The following is a 16783-nucleotide window of genomic DNA, read 5'->3' as shown; positions in this document are numbered from 1 at the left end:
ACCAACCGGGAAAGGAGACCTATTCGTAGTCGTCACCGCTCGTGACGCTGCGGCCCGTCGATCACCCGGGCACGCAGCGTGACGATCAGGTCGGCTCGACGTGTGTTGGGTCGAGGACGCGGCGGAGGAAGGTCCGGGTGCGTTCCTCCTTGGGGCTTCCGATCACGTCCGCGGGCCGGCCCTGCTCGACGATGACGCCGGCGTCCATGAACACGACCCGGTCGGCCACCTCGCGGGCGAAGGCCATCTCGTGCGTGACGACGAGCATCGTCATACCGTCCAGGGCGAGTTTGCGCATGACCGTGAGGACGTCGCCGACGAGCTCCGGGTCCAGTGCGGACGTCGGCTCGTCGAACAGCATCAGCGCCGGGTCCATCGACAGCGCCCGCGCGATCGCGACACGTTGCTGCTGACCGCCGGACAGCTGTGCCGGGTAGGCGTCGATCTTGTCGCTCAGCCCGACCCGCTCCAGGTTGGCGCGGGCGATCCGGTCCGCGTCCTGCGGCCCGCGCTTCAGAACGGTGCGCTGGGCAACGGTGCAGTTGGCCAGCACGGACAGGTGCGGGAACAGGTTGAACTGCTGGAACACCATCCCGATCTGCTGCCGGGCCGCGTCCAGGTGGCAGTCCGGGTCGGTGATGTCCTCACCGCGGACGATCACCTGTCCCTGCTGGGGTTTCTCGAGCAGGTTCACGCAGCGGAGCAGCGTCGACTTGCCCGATCCGGACGGCCCGATGACACACACCACCTCGCCCTGCTCGACGGTGAAGTCGATCCCGCGCAGGACGTGGTTGCTGCCGAACGACTTGTGCAGGTTCTTGATCTCTACCAGTGCCATCAGCGCGTCCTCGCAGTTCGTGCTTCCAGCCGGCGGGCCAGGATGCCCAGTGGCAGCGTGATCACCAGGTAGCAGAACCCGCAGACCACGATCGGGGTCAGGTTCGAGTACGTGTTGGCCAGATCCCGGCCGAAACCGGTGAGCTCGTACCCGTCCGCGGCGACACCGATCATGAACACCAGCGACGAGTCCTTCACCAGCAGGATCAGGTCGTTCGTCAACGGCGGCAGCACGATCCGGAACGCCTGCGGCAGAACGATCTTCCGCATCGCCAGCCCGGGCGGCATGCCGAGCGACCGGGCCGCCTCGACCTGTCCCTTCGGAACGGCCTGGATACCGGCCCGGATCACCTCGGCCATGTACGCCGAGGCCACGATCCCGAGCGCCAGCCACACCACGCCGTACGGATCCCACGGGATCGTCATGCCCGGGAACGCCAGCGGCAGCAGGCTGAACGCGATGAACACCACGATCGCGGGCAGTCCGCGGAAGAACTCGATGTACGCCGTCGCGATCCACCGGTACGGGCCGACCTGGCTGAGTTTCATCAACGCCAGCAGCGTGCCGCCGGCCAGACCGATCACGAAGGCGCCGGCCGTGTACTCGAGCGTCTTCACCAGGGCCTTGAGCACGCCGTCGGTGAACGTGGACTTGATGAACTCCGGCTTGAAGAACACGCTGCCGATCTGGTGCCAGTTCGCGACGAACACGGCGACCAGGACCAGCACGACGAGCACGGCGTACTGGATCCAGCGGGAGCGCTGGGCCCGCCGGCGCGGGCTCAGCCCCTTCCGCTCAACGGTTGTCTCGGTCCCGATTTCTGGCGAGGTACTCACTTCTTCGGCTCAACCCCGAACCACTTCTTGTAGATCTCGTTGTACTTGCCGTCGGACTTCGCCTTGGTCAGCAGTTCGTTGAACTTCGACACCAGCTTCGGGCCGCTGCCGTCCTTGAGCGCGCCGAAGCCGTACTGCTCACCGGTGTTGAACTCGGCGACCACGGCCATGTCCGGGTTGTCCTTGACGAAGTCGTACAACACGCCGTTGTCGTTGATCGCGGCGGCGACCCGGCCGGACTTGACGTTGTTCTCCTGCAGCGCGAGGTCGTTGAACGGGATCACCGTGTACCCGTTCGCGGCGGCGTTCTCGTCGGCGTACTTCTTGCCGGTGGTGTCGGCCTGCGCGCCGAGCTTCTTGCCGCGCAGGTCGGCCAGCGCCGAGATGCCGGAGTCCTTCTTGGCCATCAGCACCTGGGTGGCGTCCATGTACGGGTCGGTGATGCTGATCGCGGCCTGACGCTCCTTGGTGATCGTCATCGCGCCCATGCCCATGTCGCACTTCTTCGCCTGGAACGCGGCGCCGGACGTCACCTGGGCCCACTCGATGTTCACCACGTCCTGCTTCACGCCCAGGTCGTCGGCGACCAGGTTGAGCAGGTCCACGTCGAAGCCGACGACGTCGGTGCCGTCCTTGTACTGGAAGGGCTTGTACGGCAGGTGCGTGCAGACGGTGAGCTTGCCGGGCTTGACCAGCGTGATGCCGGCCGCCTTCGCCTTGTCATCGGAACTGCCGCCGCCGGAGTCGCTGCCACAGGCGGCCAGGGACAGTCCGAGGACGGCCGCCAGCGCGACAGCTGCTCGAGTCTTGCGGAGAGTGGGGACGAAATTCATCGCAGGTTCTCCTCGACAGGGGTTGTGAATCCACGAATCCTGGCACACGAGAGGGGATGTGGGACCCCTCACAGCAGACCAGTGGCCTCTGTGGTTTACTCGTTGCCCCACGGGTGACCCCCTTTGCACAGCGCCGTTCGACCGAACGCCCACTCAACTCCGCACGCACTTCCCTGAAGGGTCCCCGCATGGTCGCCCAGCCTTTTTCGCCCGAAATCTCCGATCCGTTCGCCGGTGATGCCGTCTTCGAGCTGCACCGCGGCGGCAAGATCGAGGTGACGTCGTCGATCCACGTCCGCGATGCCGATGATCTGTCCAAGGCGTACACGCCCGGCGTCGCGCGGGTCTGCACCGCGATCGCCGAAGACCCGTCGCTGGTACGCCGCTACACGTGGAAGTCCAACGTGGTGGCAGTCGTCACCGACGGCACCGCCGTCCTCGGGCTGGGTGACATCGGCCCGGCCGCGTCGCTGCCGGTGATGGAGGGCAAGGCGCTGCTGTTCAAGGAGTTCGGCGGCGTCGACTCGGTGCCGATCGCGCTGGACTGCACCGAGGTGGACGAGTTCGTCGAGACGGTCGCGCGGATGGCGCCGAGCTTCGGCGGGATCAACCTCGAGGACATCTCCGCCCCGCGCTGCTTCGAGATCGAGCGCCGGCTCAAGGAGCGGCTCGACATCCCGGTCTTCCACGACGACCAGCACGGTACGGCGGTCGTCGTACTCGCCGCTCTTCGCAACGCGCTACGAGTCACTGGCAAGTCGATCGAGGACATCCGGGTGGTGATCTCCGGCGCCGGTGCGGCCGGGGTGGCCTGTGCGCGGATCCTTCTGCAGGCCGGCGTCGGCGACCTCGCCGTGGTGGACAGCAAGGGCGTGCTGCACGAGGACCGTGCCGACCTCAACCCGGTGAAGCTGTCGCTGGCCCGCGACACCAACACCGGCGGCCTGTCCGGCCGGCTGGTCGACGCGCTCGAGGGGGCGGACCTCTTCCTCGGCGTCTCCGGCGGCACCGTGGCGGAGGAGGCCGTCGCGAAGATGGCCCCGAATGCGATGATCTTCGCGCTGGCGAACCCGAATCCCGAGGTGCACCCGGATATCGCCCACCGGCACGCCGCGGTCGTCGCAACCGGGCGCTCGGACTTCCCGAACCAGATCAACAACGTGCTGGCCTTCCCGGGCATCTTCCGCGGGGCCTTCGACGCCAACGCGTCGCGGATCACCGAGGGGATGAAACTGGCCGCCGCCAACGCCCTCGCCGGCCTGATCTCGGCCGACGATCTGCGCCCCGACTACATCATCCCATCCCCGTTCGACGAGCGCGTGGCCCCGGCGGTCGCAGCCGCCGTCGCCGCCGCTGCCACGGCCGACGGGGTCGCCCGTCAGGCCTGATCCGGCACGCCAGGATCAGGTCCGTGGCGCGGAGGACGGGCGTCTAAGGTGGTCTGCATGCTTGCTGCCTATGCCGCCAAGTTCGACGCCGACGACCCGATCTCCGCGTTGGAGGTGGGCGAGCGGCCGGAGCCTGAGGTCCCCGAGGGTTGGGTGACCATCGATGTGAAGGCGACGGCGCTCAACCATCACGATCTCTGGTCGTTGAAGGGTGTCGGGCTGGCCGAGCAGAACCTGCCGATGATCCTCGGCTGTGACGCGGCCGGCGTGGACCCGGACGGGAACGAGGTCGTCGTGCACGCGGTGATCTCGGACCCGGCGTGGAAGGGCGACGAGACGCTCGACCCGAAGCGGTCGCTGCTGAGCGAGCGGTACCAGGGCACGCTCGCCCAGAAGGTCGCAGTGCCCGCGCGGAACGTCGTACCGAAGCCGGCCGGGCTGAGCTTCGAGCAGGCGGCCTGCCTGCCGACGGCGTGGCTCACGGCGTACCGGATGTTGTTCACGCAGTCGGGCCTGAAGCCGGGCGACACCGTGCTCGTGCAGGGTGCGGGCGGTGGTGTGGCGACCTCGCTGATCACGCTGGCGCGGGCCGCGGGGATGCGGGTGTGGGCAACGAGCCGGGACGAGGCGAAGCGGGCCAAGGCGATCGACATCGGCGCCCACGAGGCGTTCGAGTCCGGCGCGCGGATGCCCGAGCGGGTCGACGCGGTGATGGAGACGGTCGGGCAGGCGACCTGGTCGCACTCGCTCAAGTCGCTGAAGCAGGGCGGCACGCTGGTGATCTCCGGCGCGACCAGCGGCCAGGCGCCGAAGTCCGCCGAGCTGAACCGGATCTTCTTCCTCCAGCTGCGCGTCCAGGGCTCCACGATGGGCACCCGCACCGAGCTGGCCGAGCTGCTGCAGTTCATGGCCACCGCCGGGATCTCACCGCACATCGACTCGATCTTTCCGCTCGCGGACGCCCGCGACGGCTTCGCGAAGATGAACGCGGGCGACGTCTTCGGCAAGATCGTCTTTACTATCTGAGTGCAGCAACCCGAGATCCGGCCGGTCACGCTCGACGACGCCGAGGCCGCGGCCTGGTGTCACCTGCTCTGCTGGCGGGAGGCGTACGCCGGGCTCCTGCCGGCCGACGTACTCCTGGAGCGTACGTCGAACCTCGAACGCCGGATCGAGCGCTGGACCGCGCCCCTGGGTGAGGGCCGGCGCCGCTGGATCGCCGTGAACCCGGATCCGGACGCGCCGGTCCAGGACCGGGTCGCCGGTTTCGTCGGGATCGGCCCGGGCCGCGACGAGGACGCGCCGGTGCCGTTCGAGCTGGAGGCGATCTACACCCGGCGGGCGTTTTGGAAGACCGGTCTCGGGACCCGCCTGCTGGACGTTGCCATCGGCAAACAGCCCGCGTTCCTCTGGGTCTTCGAGGCAAACGTGCAGGCGCTCGGCTTCTACCGGCGGCACGGGTTCGCGCCGGACGGCGTCGGCAAGCACGATCCGTACTTCGATCTGCGCGAGATCCGTCTCGTCCGGAGCTGACGTTTCATGCCGGAAACATGGCCGTCGCACCGGGGCAACGCGACAGGTTCAGTCTGTTCCTACCGATCCGCCCGATCGATGAGGAGCGATGAGCCCATGAGGCCTACTTTGACGGTGATCGTTGACCCGGCAGACCGCTGGATGACGAAGGCCGCGTGCGTCGGACAGGCGCCGTCGTACGACGAGACCGCGACCCAGTGGGAGCAGCGGAAGGCGCAGGCGATCTGTCTGACCTCCTGCCCGGTGATCGAGGAGTGCCGGGAGTGGGCCCGCCGGACGAAGTTCACCGGCACCGCTGCCGGCGAGAAGTTCCTCTACGGCCGCCGCCGCGGCCGCCCGGGCCCGCAGGAGCGCCGCAACCGCCCCGCGATCATCGAAGAGCAGCAGGCCAGCTAGGCGCGCCACTCCCACGCTACGGCGTGGGAGTGGGAGAGGCGCCCTAGACGTTGATGAGCTCGTCGGCGCGCTCTGCGTCGGCGGGCTTTTCCGTCCGGCGGAACGGTGAGGTGATGGTCCGCAGGACCTGGTCGCGGTTGTGGATCGCCGCGCCGATCGCGAGCACGAGGTAGATCGCGCTGATCATGTACCGCCCCGTCTGACCCGGCACGGCGAACTGGACCGCGAACAGCCCCAGCAACGTCCACGCCGCCCAGCGCGGGAACCGCAGGTTCAGCAGGATCGCGATCCCGAGCAACGTCTGCGTGGCGGTCAGGAGGAACTCCTCGATCTGCCGCCCGTCCAGGTGCAGCGCCGCGCCGCCCCCACCGATCCCGTACGCGATCGGGAGGCTGCCGATCAGCAGCGTCCACTGGTTCACCTTCGCGGAGATCAGCAGGCCCAGGGCCGCAGCGCCCTTGCCCCGCCACGCGAACAGGATCGCCACGATGAACTCCGGCGCCTCGGACGCCAGCGGCGCCAGCCACTGGACCAGCAGGAACTGGTCGATCCCCAGCGCCCGGCCGCCCTGCACGAGTGAGTCCGCGAACGGCTCCGCGGCCGCCAGGATGATCCCGGCCGAGACCAGGAACATGGCGGCGACGATGATCCGCCGCTGCAGTTTAGGCAACCCACCCATCGTCGCGGCCGGCCCGATCAGGTCTGGCTCGTCGTCATGCTCCGACGTGGCCGCGCGGTACAGGTAGTACGCGAAGAAGGCGAGCAGCAGGATCCCCAGCACCAGGTGGATCTGGCCGGTCACCGGGATCACGAACGCGACCAGACCGGCAACCGCGAGGAAACCGAGCTCCCGGCGGTACCCGGACTCGAGCACCAGCGCCTTGACGGATTGCCCGCTGCGCCGCGAGGCGACGTACAGGCTGATCAGCACGACGCTCGACCAGCCGAGGCCGAGGAGCAGCCGGTTCGACCCGGTCATGTTGGCCGCGGCGTACTGCACGTAGTCCGGATTGGAGCCGGCGGTGTGGGCGAAGTACAGATCGACGGCGTACTCCGGCAGGACTGCGATGACCGCCAGGAGTGCGATCGCCAGACCGCCCGAGATGTCCATCTCTGCCGCCTCGGCCGCCCAGGCCAGCACGAAGGACGCCGCGACCACGGCGAGGCCGAAGATCAGCATCGAGGCCAGTGCCGGGGGATGGGTGCCGGTGAGCCGGAGGACGACCGCGGGGATCGCCACCAGGAACAGCAACAGCACGGGGCGGAGCGCTCGGAACATGGTTCCAGCCTGCCACCGTTTCGATACTTTCGCAATTGCGAAAGTATGAGACCGTCGTCACGACGGCTCGGCGAGCTGTCCGCGGACCGGTCTACCGGTCACAATGACTGCGCGATGACCAACCCTGAACCGACGAAGGCTCAGCTCGATTCCGCCGCGGGCACCTTCGCCATGCTCTCCGCACCCGTCCGGCTGCACCTGGTGTCGCTGGCCGCGCAGGGGGAGTACGACGTCGGCACCCTGGCGGAGCGCGTCGGCGTGAGTATCGCCACCGCGAGCCAGCACCTCGGCAAGCTCCGGCTGGCCGGGATCATCACCGCCCGCCGCGAGGGCCGGCGGCACATCTACACCGTGGACGACCCGCACGTGCTCAACCTGGTCGACCAGATCTTCGAGCACATCGCCCCCGACGGCTCCCTCGCCCCCGACCCACCCCGCCGTACCCGGCCGCCGCACACGGGCTGAGCATCCCCGGGGACTGCGTCACGGGCCCGTAAGGTGCCGGGGGTTTCGCCTGGTTCCGCCGCGTCCTACCTTCAGGGCAGGGGGAGGTAGCGATGAGGGAAGCCTGGGAGTTGTTGACCGCGGGTCCTGACGATGCCGAGCGCGGGGTGCTGCTGTTACCCGGCGGAGCCAACGCGGCCCGCTCGTTCGACCTGGTGATGGCTGAGCCGGCGCTGGCCGGTGTTCGTCTGGTGGCTACCACGCTGCCGGGCATGGCGGGTGCCCCGCTCGTAGGTGACGTGTCCGTTCCGGGCCTGGCACGTAGGGCCGGCGAATTGGCCAAGCTGCACCGGTGCGACGTGGTCGTCGGCTTCTCGCACGGCGCCACGGTTGCCGTGGAGATGCTGCTCGGCGGTCATTTCCATGGCCCGGTCGTGCTCCTGGGCATCAGCCTGACGACCGAGGACGAAGCCGGATTCTTCCGCGCCGTCGTGTCGGCGTCGCAGAAGGTGGGCAGCTGGCCGATGGCCGTCCTGTTCAAGCTGCTTCCGCTGATGGCGAGGTCTGCCAAGACACCGGAGCCGCACAAGCGGGAGCTGATCGAGGACCTCAAGCAGAACAGGGCCGGCGACGCCCTTCGGCTCCTCGGCCCGTACTTCGACTACCTCGCCGCCGACCGTGATTATGCCGCCGAACTGGCCGCGTCAGGCTCCCCGGTGTGGGTGGTCCACGCCGAGAAGGGGGACGGTAGTCTCAGCACCGCCGAGCGAGCCACCCTCGAGGCGGCCGCCGACGTGACCGTGGTGACGATCCCCGGCGCAGTGTTCTTCCTTCCGGACGAGGCACCACAACAGACCGCCGCACTGGTCGCTGACGCCCTCGCACACGTCAAGTGGACTGGATGATGTGCCGTAGGTACCTCTCCGGTGCCTGCAGGTAGGCCTTCCAGTTCTGGACGAGTTTCAGCTCCTCCCAGGTCGTACGGCGGATGCCCCAGTCGCCGACCTCGAGGATCGTCGCGCCGGGCAGGGCGGCGATGACCGGGGAGTGGGTCGCGCACAGCACCTGTGAGCCGCCTTCGGCGAGACGGTTGAGTACGCCGATCACGGCGAGGCTGCTGGAGAAGGAGAGCGCGGACTCGGGCTCGTCGAGGCAGTAGAACCCCGGCCGGTTGAACCTGTCACTGATGAGGTTGAGGAAGCTCTCGCCGTGGCTCATCTCGTGGAAGACCGGTTCCGGTGGGCCGGACGTCTTCGGGTTGCGCTCCAGATAGGAGTAGAAGCCGTGCATCGTCTCGGCGCGGAGGAAGAAGCCGGCCCGCTTCGCGCCGACGCCGCGGGTCAGCAGCAGGTCGTCGGCCAGCGGTGACTCGGTCGCCCGGGTGGTCAGCCGGGCGCCGGTCGAGCCGCCCTCGGGCGACAGGCCGAACGCGACGGCGATCGCCTCGACGAGCGTGGACTTGCCCGCGCCGTTCTCACCGACCAGGAATGTGACGCCCGGCTCGAGGTCGAGGCCGTCGGTCAGGAGTTGGTGGACCGCGGGGATGGTGTGCGGCCAGTGGCCGGACGGACGAATGCCCTCCGCCGCGGCAACCCGGCATACGGGATGCGAGGCGAAGGGCATTCGCTCAGAATAACTACTCGTCTTCGTCGTCCAACCGAGCCAGCCAGGTGGCGAAGCGCTCGATCGGGGTCTCGAACTCGGGGTTCAGATCGACGAACTCACGCAGCCGTTCGGCCACGAAAGCCAGCGTGACATCCTCCTCGCCACGCCGCTTCTCGAGCTCCTCGATCCCGCGGTCGGTGAAGTACACGTCAGCTGAACGCCTGCTTCAGCAGCGTCGTCTGCTCGGTGCCGTGGACACCGTGCGAGCCGACCGCCGGGGCCGCCATCGCCGGCCGGGACACCCGGTAGAACGGCTTGCCGCCCAGGTGCTCGGTCAGGTTCAGGGCCATGAACGGCCACGGACCCTGGTTCGCCGGCTCGTCCTGCACCCAGCGGATCTCGGTCGCGTTCGGGTACTTCGCCAGCTCGGCCACGATCTCCTCGGCCGGCAGCGGGTACAGCTGCTCCACCCGCACTACCGCCGTGCTGATCTTGTCCGGCTCGACCTTCTTGCGCTCGGCCAGCAGGTCGTACACGATCCGGCCCGAGGCCAGGATGACCCGCTCGACGGTCGCCGGGTTCGCCTCGGCCTCCGCGTCGTTGATCACCGGCCGGAAGGTGCCGTGGGTCAGCTCCTCCGGCTGCGACACCGCCTCCTTGCGCCGCAGCAGCTGCTTCGGCGTGAACACGACCATCGGGTTGTGCTCCTCGCCGAGCGTGTGCCGGCGCAGCAGGTGGAAGTACGACGCGGGCGTCGACGGCTGGGCGACGGTCATCGCGTTCTCCGCGCACAGCGCGAGGAACCGCTCGATCCGGGCCGAGGTGTGGTCCGGGCCCTGGCCCTCGTAGCCGTGCGGCAGCAGCAGCACGACACCGGACTTCTGGCCCCACTTCGCCTCACCGGACGAGATGTACTCGTCGATGATCGACTGCGCGCCGTTGACGAAGTCGCCGAACTGCGCCTCCCACAGGGTCAGCGCCTCCGGCCGCGCCACGGAGTACCCGTACTCGAAGCCGAGTGCGGCGTACTCGCTGAGCAGCGAGTCGTAGACGTAGAAGTTCGCCTGACCCTCGTCCAGGTTCTGCAGCGGGACGTAGTCCTGGCCGTTGACCCGGTCGATGATCGCGGCGAACCGCTGCACGAACGTCCCGCGGCGGCTGTCCTGACCGGCGAGCCGGACCGGCCGGCCCTCGAGCAGCAGCGAGCCGAAGGCGGTGATCTCTGCGCTGGCCCAGTCGATCGGGCCCTCGGTGATCGCGTGCGCCCGGCGCTGCAGCTGCGGCATCACCTTCGGGTGCACGGTGAAGCCGGCCGGCAGCGTGGTGTGCGCGTCGGCGATCTTCTTCAGCACCTCGGGCGTGGTCGCGGTCGCGTCCGGACCCTCCGGCTTGTCCGGGTAGACCGGAGCCGTCACGTACGGCGCCGGCGTGTCCGGCTGGCTCTTCGCCTCGCGGACCTCCGCGAACACCCGCTCGAGCCGGTGCTGGAAGTCCATCATCGCCTGCTCGGCCTCTTCGATCGTGATGTCGCCACGACCGATCAGGGCCTCGGTGTACAGCTTGCGGACCGAGCGCTTCTGCTCGATCAGGTCGTACATCAGCGGCTGGGTGAAGCTCGGGTCGTCGCCCTCGTTGTGACCGCGGCGGCGGTAGCAGACCAGGTCGATGACGACGTCCTTGTTGAACGCCTGCCGGTACTCGAAGGCCAGGTCGGCGACCCGGATGCACGCCTCGGGGTCGTCGCCGTTGACGTGGAAGATCGGCGCCTGCACCATCCGGGCGACGTCGGTGGAGTACATCGACGAGCGGGACGAGGCCGGCGAGGTGGTGAAGCCGACCTGGTTGTTCACGATCACGTGGATCGTGCCGCCGGTGCGGTAACCGCGCAGCTGGGACAGGTTCAGCGTCTCGGCCACGACGCCCTGGCCGGCGAAGGCCGCGTCACCGTGGACGAGCACCGGCAGCACCGGGAAGGCCGCGCCGCGGTCCAGGATGTCCTGCTTGGCCCGGACGATGCCCTCGAGCACCGGGTCGACGGTCTCCAGGTGGGACGGGTTCGCCGCCACCGACACCTTGATCTTGTCGCCGAACTCCGAGACGAACTCGCCTTCGGCGCCCAGGTGGTACTTGACGTCACCGGAGCCCTGCACGGTCCGCGGGTCGATGTTGCCCTCGAACTCGCGGAAGATCTGGCCGTACGACTTGCCGACGATGTTCGCCAGCACGTTCAGCCGGCCGCGGTGGGCCATACCGATCGCGACCTCTTCCAGGCCGGCGCCGGCCGCCTCCTCACAGAGCTCGTCGAGCAGCGGGATCGTGGTCTCCCCGCCCTCGAGCGAGAACCGCCGCTGACCGACGTACTTGGTCTGCAGGAAGGTCTCGAACGCCTCGGCCTCGTTCAGCTTGGCCAGGATCCGCAACTGCTCCTCGCGCGGGGGCTTGGTGTGCGGCCGCTCGATCCGCTCCTGCAGCCACTTGCGCTGCTCGGGGTCCTGGATGTGCATGTACTCGATACCGGTCGTCCGGCAGTACGAGTCGCGCAGGATGCCGAGGATCTCGCGCAGCTTCATGAACCGCCGGTCGCCGCCGAACGAGCCGGTGGCGAACTCGCGGTCCAGGTCCCACAGCGTCAGGCCGTGGGTGGCGACGTCGAGGTCGGGGTGGCTGCGCTGCTTGTACTCCAGCGGGTCGGTGTCGGCCATGATGTGGCCGCGCACCCGGAACGCGTGGATCAGCTCGAGGATGCGGGCCTGCTTGCTGATGTCCTCCTCGTGGCTGTGCGGGAGGTCGGCGGCCCAGCGGATCGGCTCGTAGGGGATCCGCAGGCTCTGGAAGATCTCGTCGTAGAAACCTTCCTGGCCGAGCAGCAGCTGGTGGATCCGGCGCAGGTACTCACCCGACTGGGCGCCCTGGATGATCCGGTGGTCGTACGTCGAGGTCAGCGTCATCACCTTGCTGACCGCGAGCTTGGCCATCGTCTCCTCGGCCGCACCCTGGTACTCCGGCGGGTACTCCATCGCGCCGACGCCGATGATGCAGCCCTGGCCCGTCATCAGCCGCGGCACCGAGTGCTGGGTGCCGATCGTGCCGGGGTTGGTCAGGCTGATCGTCGTGCCCTGGAAGTCGGGCAGGGCGAGCTTGTTGTCGCGGGCCCGGCGGACGATGTCCTCGTAGGCCATCCAGAAGTCGGCGAACGTCATCGTCTCGGCGGCCTTGATCGACGGCACCAGCAGTTGCCGGGTGCCGTCCGGCTTCTGCATGTCGATGGCCAGGCCGAGGTTGATGTGCGCCGGGTTGACCAGGGTCGGCTTGCCGTCGGTCTCGTCGTACGACGCGTTCATCTCCGGCAGCGTCTTCAGCGCCTTGACCAGCGCCCAGCCGATCAGGTGCGTGAAGGACACCTTGCCGCCGCGGGCGCGCTTCAGGTGGTTGTTGATGACGATGCGGTTGTCGATCAGCAGCTTGACCGGGACCTGGCGGACGCTGGTCGCGGTGGGGACCGTGAGGCTGGTCTCCATGTTCTGCGCCGTCCGGGCCGGGGCCCCGCGCAGGATCTTCCGCTCGGCCTCGTCGGCCGCCTTGGGCTCGGCCGTGGGCTGGCCTGCCTTGGGCTGCGCCGGCTGTGCGGGTGTCGGCTGGTTCACCGTGCCTCCGGTAGGGGCTGCCTGCTGGGGTGCGGCGGCCTGCGCAGGGGCCGGCGTTGCGGGGGACTGGGTTGCAGGCGACTGGGTCGCGGGAGACTGCGCCGCCGCGGCCGCGGCGGGAGCGTTCGAGGCGGGCACGGTCGGCGTCGTACCGCGGCTCGGCGCCTCGGGGGTCTTGTTGTCGGACACCGCGTCTGGCCTGGGAGCGTCGGCACTGGGAGCGTCGGCCGGGGGAGTCGTCACCGGCTTCGCATCGCCATCAGGGCCATCAGGGTTGTACGTCTTGAAGAAGTCGAGCCACGCCGGATCCACCGAATTCGGGTCCTGCTGGTACTTCTCGTACAGCTCGTCGACCAGCCATTCGTTCGCACCGAAGGCTGCTAGGGGGTTGGTGTCTGATGGCTCGGTGGCCACTTGGCAGTTCGCCTCTTCCGATTCGGGTCCGGTAGCACGGTTAATTCAGATGTTATGGGTGGTGTCCCAAGCAAAGGCTAATAGCACCGGGACCACTTCCACAGCCCGGGACCACCGGACCAGTGTGTCGAGTGGTCGGGCTCCGGCGAGTCGATCGGCCGGCGCCTGAAACACTGCTCACAAAGGTGTTTCAGGCCACACGCCCTCGTCTCACCACCTGTCGGTGCGGAGAGCAACGGCAGGGACTCCGGGACCCCTTGCAGATGTGGCTTTCCGGCGCCCGTCCCGACGCCCGGGTCAGGGGGCCGTCGAGCGTGGATGCCCACTGTATGCAGTTGTCCACTCGCCGCCAGTGATGATCACAAGCGCGCAAAAGTGTGGCCAACGTCACGCTCCGAATCAGTCCACCTGGGAATGATTGGCCTTCATCGGCTGGTCAGCCTCCGGACCAGCTTGAGACCCGACCAGGTCGGGTCGATCGCGCAGACCTTGACGTCGACGACGCCGAGCGGGAGAGCCAGCTCGCGGATCCCGTTCTCGTCGAGGTCGGTCGCGACCCCGGACGACCGCTTCGGCCAGGCGGCCCAGATCATGCCGGCCGTCACCGTCTTCTCCAGCAGGACCGGCAGTCGCTTCGCGAGGCGCGAGCGGTCCGGGCAGAACATCAGCACGACGTCGTACGACGAACCGCTTGCTCGGCGCGCGACCGTCGTACCGGCCGGCAGTCCTTCGATCGTGAAGCCGTCCGGCGCGTTGTCGAGCAGGACCACGTGCTCGGGCTTGACGCCGAGTTTGGCAGCCAGCGGTTTTCCCGAGTAACCGGAGGTGGTCATGAGGGGATGGTAGGGCGGCATACTGACTGGATGGCGTTGACGGATGAGGCGATCGTCAAGATCAAAGAGATGATCACCTCGGGGGAACTGGGTCCGGGGGATCGACTGCCGAAAGAGGCGGACCTGGCCGCGCGGCTCGGCCTGTCGCGGAACTCGCTGCGCGAGGCGGTGAAGGCGCTCACGCTGGTCAACGTCCTGGACGTCCGGCACGGCGACGGCACGTATGTCAGCAGTCTCGACTCGGCGCATCTGCTCGACGCGCTCAACTTCATGGTCGACCTGCACCGCGACGACTCGGTCCTGCAGTTCTTCGAGGTACGGCGGTTGCTCGAGCCGGGAGTCGCCGCGCTGGCCGCCACCCGGATCAAGCAGGAACAGGTGATCGAGCTACGGCTGCTGACCAGCGACCTCACACCCGACGCGGACGTCGAGGAACTGGTCGCGAACGACCTGCGGTTCCATCGCGCGATCGCCGAGGCGACCGGGAACCAGGTCGTCTGCTCGCTGCTCGACGGCATCTCCGGCGCCACCCAGCGGGCCCGGATCTGGCGCGGTGTCACCCAGGCCGGCGCTGTCCAGCGCACGCTGGCGGAGCACGCCGCGATCCTCGACGCGATCGAGATCGGCGACGCCGAGGCAGCCCGCGCGTGGATGACCGCTCACATCGCCGGCGTCGAAACCTGGCTGCGCAAGGCCCCCTAGCTATGGCCTTCGAACCGCCGCCACCGCGCAGCGCCTTGACGCTGCGGATCGTGTTGTCGGCGTTCGGGGTGCTGTTGTTCGCGGCGGCCGTGGTGCTGTCGGTCGCCTACGATCTGCCGGCGGGCTGGGTGATCACCTTCGGGGCGTTCGGCGTGGTCGCGCTGGTGGACCTGGTGGTCGTTGCCTGGCGCAAGCGTTCGGAAAAATAGTTGATGGGCCGTGCGCCGGCCCGTATTCTGGCGGACGTCCCATTCCCGGCGTCAGGGGTCTGCGTTGTAACTCCGAGGTCTTTCCTTCAGTCGATCGATCGCCACCTGTCTGGTGCGCGGTCTCGTCCGAGACCTCGTTGGGAGTGCAACGCCTATGAGTTTTTCCCTGTCCTGCACCGACCTCTTCTTCGCCTGGCCTGACGGCGAGGTGCAGTTCGACGGCCTCACCTTCGTCGCCGGGCCGGTCCGCTCCGGTCTGGTCGGCCGTAACGGCGCCGGCAAGTCGACGCTGCTCCGGCTGATCGCCGGCCGGCTCACCCCGCAGCGCGGGGCGATCCGGGTCAGCGGCGAGCTCGGGTACCTGCCGCAGGACCTGACCCTCGACACGTCCCTGCGGGTCGACCAGGCGCTCGGCATCGAGGCCGTCCGGAAGGCGATCGTCGCGATCGAGTCCGGTGACGCGTCCGAGGAGAACTTCACGATCGTCGGCGACGACTGGGACGTCGACGAGCGCGCGGAGGCGCTGCTCGGCAAGCTCGGCCTCGGTGCGATCGGCCTCGATCGCAGCGTCGGCGAGCTGTCCGGCGGTGAGACGATCCTGCTCGGCCTGGCGGCCGAGCTGCTCCGGCGTCCCGACGTCCTGCTGCTCGACGAGCCGACGAACAACCTCGACCTGCGGGCGCGCCGGCATCTGTACGACGCCGTCGACCAGTTCCGCGGGGCGTTGCTGATCGTCAGCCACGACCGGGAGCTGCTCGATCGGGTCGACCAGATCGGTGACCTCCGCAAGGGCGAGGTCACCTGGTACGGCGGCAACCTGACGGCGTACGAGGAGGCTGTCGCGGTCGAGCAAGAGGCGGCCGAGCGGATGCTGCGGGCGGCGGAGGCCGACGTACGCAAGCAGAAGCGCGACCTGGTCGAGGCGCGGATGAAGATGGATCAGCGCCGTGCCCGCGGGCAGCGGGCCTTCGAACAGGGCGGGATCCCGAAGATCATCGCCGGTGGGCTGAAACGTTCGGCGCAGGTGTCGGCCGGCAAGCACCTCGGCATGCAGTCCGAACGGCTCGATTCCGCGCAGGAGGCGTTGGCCGACGCGGAGGAGAAGGTCCACGACGACGACACGATCCGGGTGGACCTGCCGAAGACCGCCGTACCTGCTGGTCGCGTGGTGCTGCGGTTGGAGGACCACGTACTGCGAACCGGTGCGCACGTCGACCTGGAGATCCGCGGGCCTGAGCGGATCGCGCTGACCGGGCCCAACGGCGCCGGCAAGACGACGCTGCTGCAGTCGATCGTGTCGGGAGAGCTGCCGGCGGTGCCGTTCCGGTACCTGCCGCAGCGACTCGACCTGCTCCGCGAGGACCTGTCCGTCGTCGACAACCTGGCGCTGTTGGCCCCGAGCACGGAGAACCAGGAACGCCGTTCCCGCCTGGCCCGCTTCCTGTTCCGTGGTCGAGCGGCCGACCAGTTCGTCAGCACACTGTCCGGCGGCGAACGCTTCCGGGCGACGCTGGCGGCTCTGTTGCTGGCCGAGCCCCCGCCCCAGTTGCTGATGCTGGACGAGCCCACCAACAACCTCGACCTGTCCAGCGTCGCCCAGCTCAAGGATGCGTTGGCGTCGTACAACGGCGCCCTCGTCATCGCCAGCCACGACGTGCCGTTCCTCCGCGACATCGGCATCACCCGCTGGCTGGAGCTGACTCCGGAAACCCTCACGGACATAGAGCCCCTCTGACCGCCACCACCCAACGCCCGGCCGGCTAACCCGGCCGGGCGTTCCTTTGTGCCCACCTGCCCGCCGGATTTCGGGAAAGGGTTGAAGATTGATA

General features: G+C 68.4%; 17 protein-coding genes. 9 read left to right on the top strand and 8 right to left on the bottom strand.

The genetic code is table 11. The annotated features are described in order from the left end of the window. Positions 1-85 precede the first annotated feature (85 nt). Genes AB0J62_RS00650 through AB0J62_RS00640 form a run of 3 tightly spaced genes read right to left on the bottom strand, consistent with a single transcriptional unit; the run spans position 86 to position 2507 of the window. Positions 86-838 carry an amino acid ABC transporter ATP-binding protein gene (locus AB0J62_RS00650; protein ID WP_363862428.1) on the bottom strand — a complete coding sequence of 251 codons (753 nt, stop codon included), beginning with the start codon at positions 836-838 and terminating at the stop codon, positions 86-88. Then, complete coding sequence (locus tag AB0J62_RS00645) at positions 838-1674, bottom strand: amino acid ABC transporter permease (RefSeq protein WP_363862425.1); 837 nt, start codon at positions 1672-1674, stop codon at positions 838-840. The genes AB0J62_RS00650 and AB0J62_RS00645 overlap by 1 nt, the downstream gene beginning before the upstream one ends. Next, positions 1671-2507: an ABC transporter substrate-binding protein gene (locus AB0J62_RS00640; RefSeq protein ID WP_363862422.1), complete on the bottom strand. Its 837-nt coding sequence runs from the start codon at positions 2505-2507 to the stop codon at positions 1671-1673. The genes AB0J62_RS00645 and AB0J62_RS00640 overlap by 4 nt, the downstream gene beginning before the upstream one ends. 188 nt (positions 2508-2695) lie before the next feature. On the opposite strand from AB0J62_RS00640, the gene AB0J62_RS00635 reads away from it, so the two are divergent. The 4 genes from AB0J62_RS00635 to AB0J62_RS00620 all read left to right on the top strand — a co-directional run bounded on the left by AB0J62_RS00635 (position 2696) and on the right by AB0J62_RS00620 (position 5824). Then, entirely contained in the window at positions 2696-3895 is a 1200-nt protein-coding gene (locus AB0J62_RS00635; protein WP_363862419.1) for an NADP-dependent malic enzyme, read from the top strand. A 57-nt stretch (positions 3896-3952) separates the two neighbouring features. After that, positions 3953-4921 (top strand): zinc-binding dehydrogenase, encoded by a 969-nt coding sequence (locus AB0J62_RS00630; protein WP_363862416.1) that lies wholly within the window; start codon positions 3953-3955, stop codon positions 4919-4921. Continuing rightward, positions 4922-5428 carry a GNAT family N-acetyltransferase gene (locus tag AB0J62_RS00625; protein WP_363862413.1) on the top strand — a complete coding sequence of 169 codons (507 nt, stop codon included), beginning with the start codon at positions 4922-4924 and terminating at the stop codon, positions 5426-5428. A gap of 96 nt (positions 5429-5524) precedes the next feature. Then, positions 5525-5824 carry a WhiB family transcriptional regulator gene (locus AB0J62_RS00620; RefSeq protein ID WP_363862409.1) on the top strand — a complete coding sequence of 100 codons (300 nt, stop codon included), beginning with the start codon at positions 5525-5527 and terminating at the stop codon, positions 5822-5824. A gap of 43 nt (positions 5825-5867) precedes the next feature. Here the strand turns inward: AB0J62_RS00620 and AB0J62_RS00615 are convergent, their stop codons facing one another. Next, positions 5868-7103, bottom strand: coding sequence for a sodium:proton exchanger (locus AB0J62_RS00615; protein WP_363862405.1), 1236 nt, complete (start codon positions 7101-7103; stop codon positions 5868-5870). A 114-nt stretch (positions 7104-7217) separates the two neighbouring features. On the opposite strand from AB0J62_RS00615, the gene AB0J62_RS00610 reads away from it, so the two are divergent. Both AB0J62_RS00610 and AB0J62_RS00605 read left to right on the top strand, forming a co-directional pair. Further along, entirely contained in the window at positions 7218-7568 is a 351-nt protein-coding gene (locus AB0J62_RS00610) for a metalloregulator ArsR/SmtB family transcription factor (RefSeq protein WP_363862402.1), read from the top strand. 92 nt (positions 7569-7660) lie between these two features. After that, the gene (locus tag AB0J62_RS00605; protein WP_363862399.1) at positions 7661-8452 is read left to right on the top strand and encodes an alpha/beta hydrolase; all 792 of its coding nucleotides are present in this window, start codon (positions 7661-7663) and stop codon (positions 8450-8452) included. On the opposite strand, the gene AB0J62_RS00600 is transcribed toward AB0J62_RS00605, so the two are convergent. The 4 genes from AB0J62_RS00600 to AB0J62_RS00585 form a co-directional block, all read right to left on the bottom strand. Next, a complete protein-coding gene (locus tag AB0J62_RS00600; protein ID WP_363862396.1) occupies positions 8436-9170 on the bottom strand; it encodes an AAA family ATPase in 735 nt (244 codons plus the stop codon). The two genes, AB0J62_RS00605 and AB0J62_RS00600, sit on opposite strands and share 17 nt — an antisense overlap. A gap of 13 nt (positions 9171-9183) precedes the next feature. After that, positions 9184-9360 (bottom strand): DUF6104 family protein, encoded by a 177-nt coding sequence (locus tag AB0J62_RS00595; protein WP_166679653.1) that lies wholly within the window; start codon positions 9358-9360, stop codon positions 9184-9186. Position 9361: 1 nt separating this feature from the next. Beyond that, positions 9362-13210 carry a multifunctional oxoglutarate decarboxylase/oxoglutarate dehydrogenase thiamine pyrophosphate-binding subunit/dihydrolipoyllysine-residue succinyltransferase subunit gene (locus tag AB0J62_RS00590; RefSeq protein WP_363862393.1) on the bottom strand — a complete coding sequence of 1283 codons (3849 nt, stop codon included), beginning with the start codon at positions 13208-13210 and terminating at the stop codon, positions 9362-9364. A 425-nt stretch (positions 13211-13635) separates the two neighbouring features. Beyond that, the gene (locus AB0J62_RS00585) at positions 13636-14043 is read right to left on the bottom strand and encodes a DUF3052 domain-containing protein (protein WP_363862390.1); all 408 of its coding nucleotides are present in this window, start codon (positions 14041-14043) and stop codon (positions 13636-13638) included. Between the two features lie 30 nt (positions 14044-14073). On the opposite strand from AB0J62_RS00585, the gene AB0J62_RS00580 reads away from it, so the two are divergent. The 3 genes from AB0J62_RS00580 (at position 14074) to AB0J62_RS00570 (ending at position 16689) form a co-directional block, all read left to right on the top strand. Further along, a complete protein-coding gene (locus tag AB0J62_RS00580; protein ID WP_363862387.1) occupies positions 14074-14745 on the top strand; it encodes a FadR/GntR family transcriptional regulator in 672 nt (223 codons plus the stop codon). A 2-nt stretch (positions 14746-14747) separates the two neighbouring features. Continuing rightward, entirely contained in the window at positions 14748-14954 is a 207-nt protein-coding gene (locus tag AB0J62_RS00575) for a DUF6343 family protein (protein WP_363862384.1), read from the top strand. Between the two features lie 154 nt (positions 14955-15108). Continuing rightward, the gene (locus AB0J62_RS00570; protein ID WP_363862381.1) at positions 15109-16689 is read left to right on the top strand and encodes an ATP-binding cassette domain-containing protein; all 1581 of its coding nucleotides are present in this window, start codon (positions 15109-15111) and stop codon (positions 16687-16689) included. The last annotated feature ends 94 nt before the right edge of the window (positions 16690-16783 follow it).

This window comes from Kribbella sp. NPDC049584 (genome assembly GCF_040675555.1).
Classification (GTDB): Bacteria; Actinomycetota; Actinomycetes; order Propionibacteriales; family Kribbellaceae; genus Kribbella.
The sequence above is the reverse complement of the archived record's forward strand: the minus strand, read 5'-3'. Positions and strand labels throughout refer to the sequence as shown.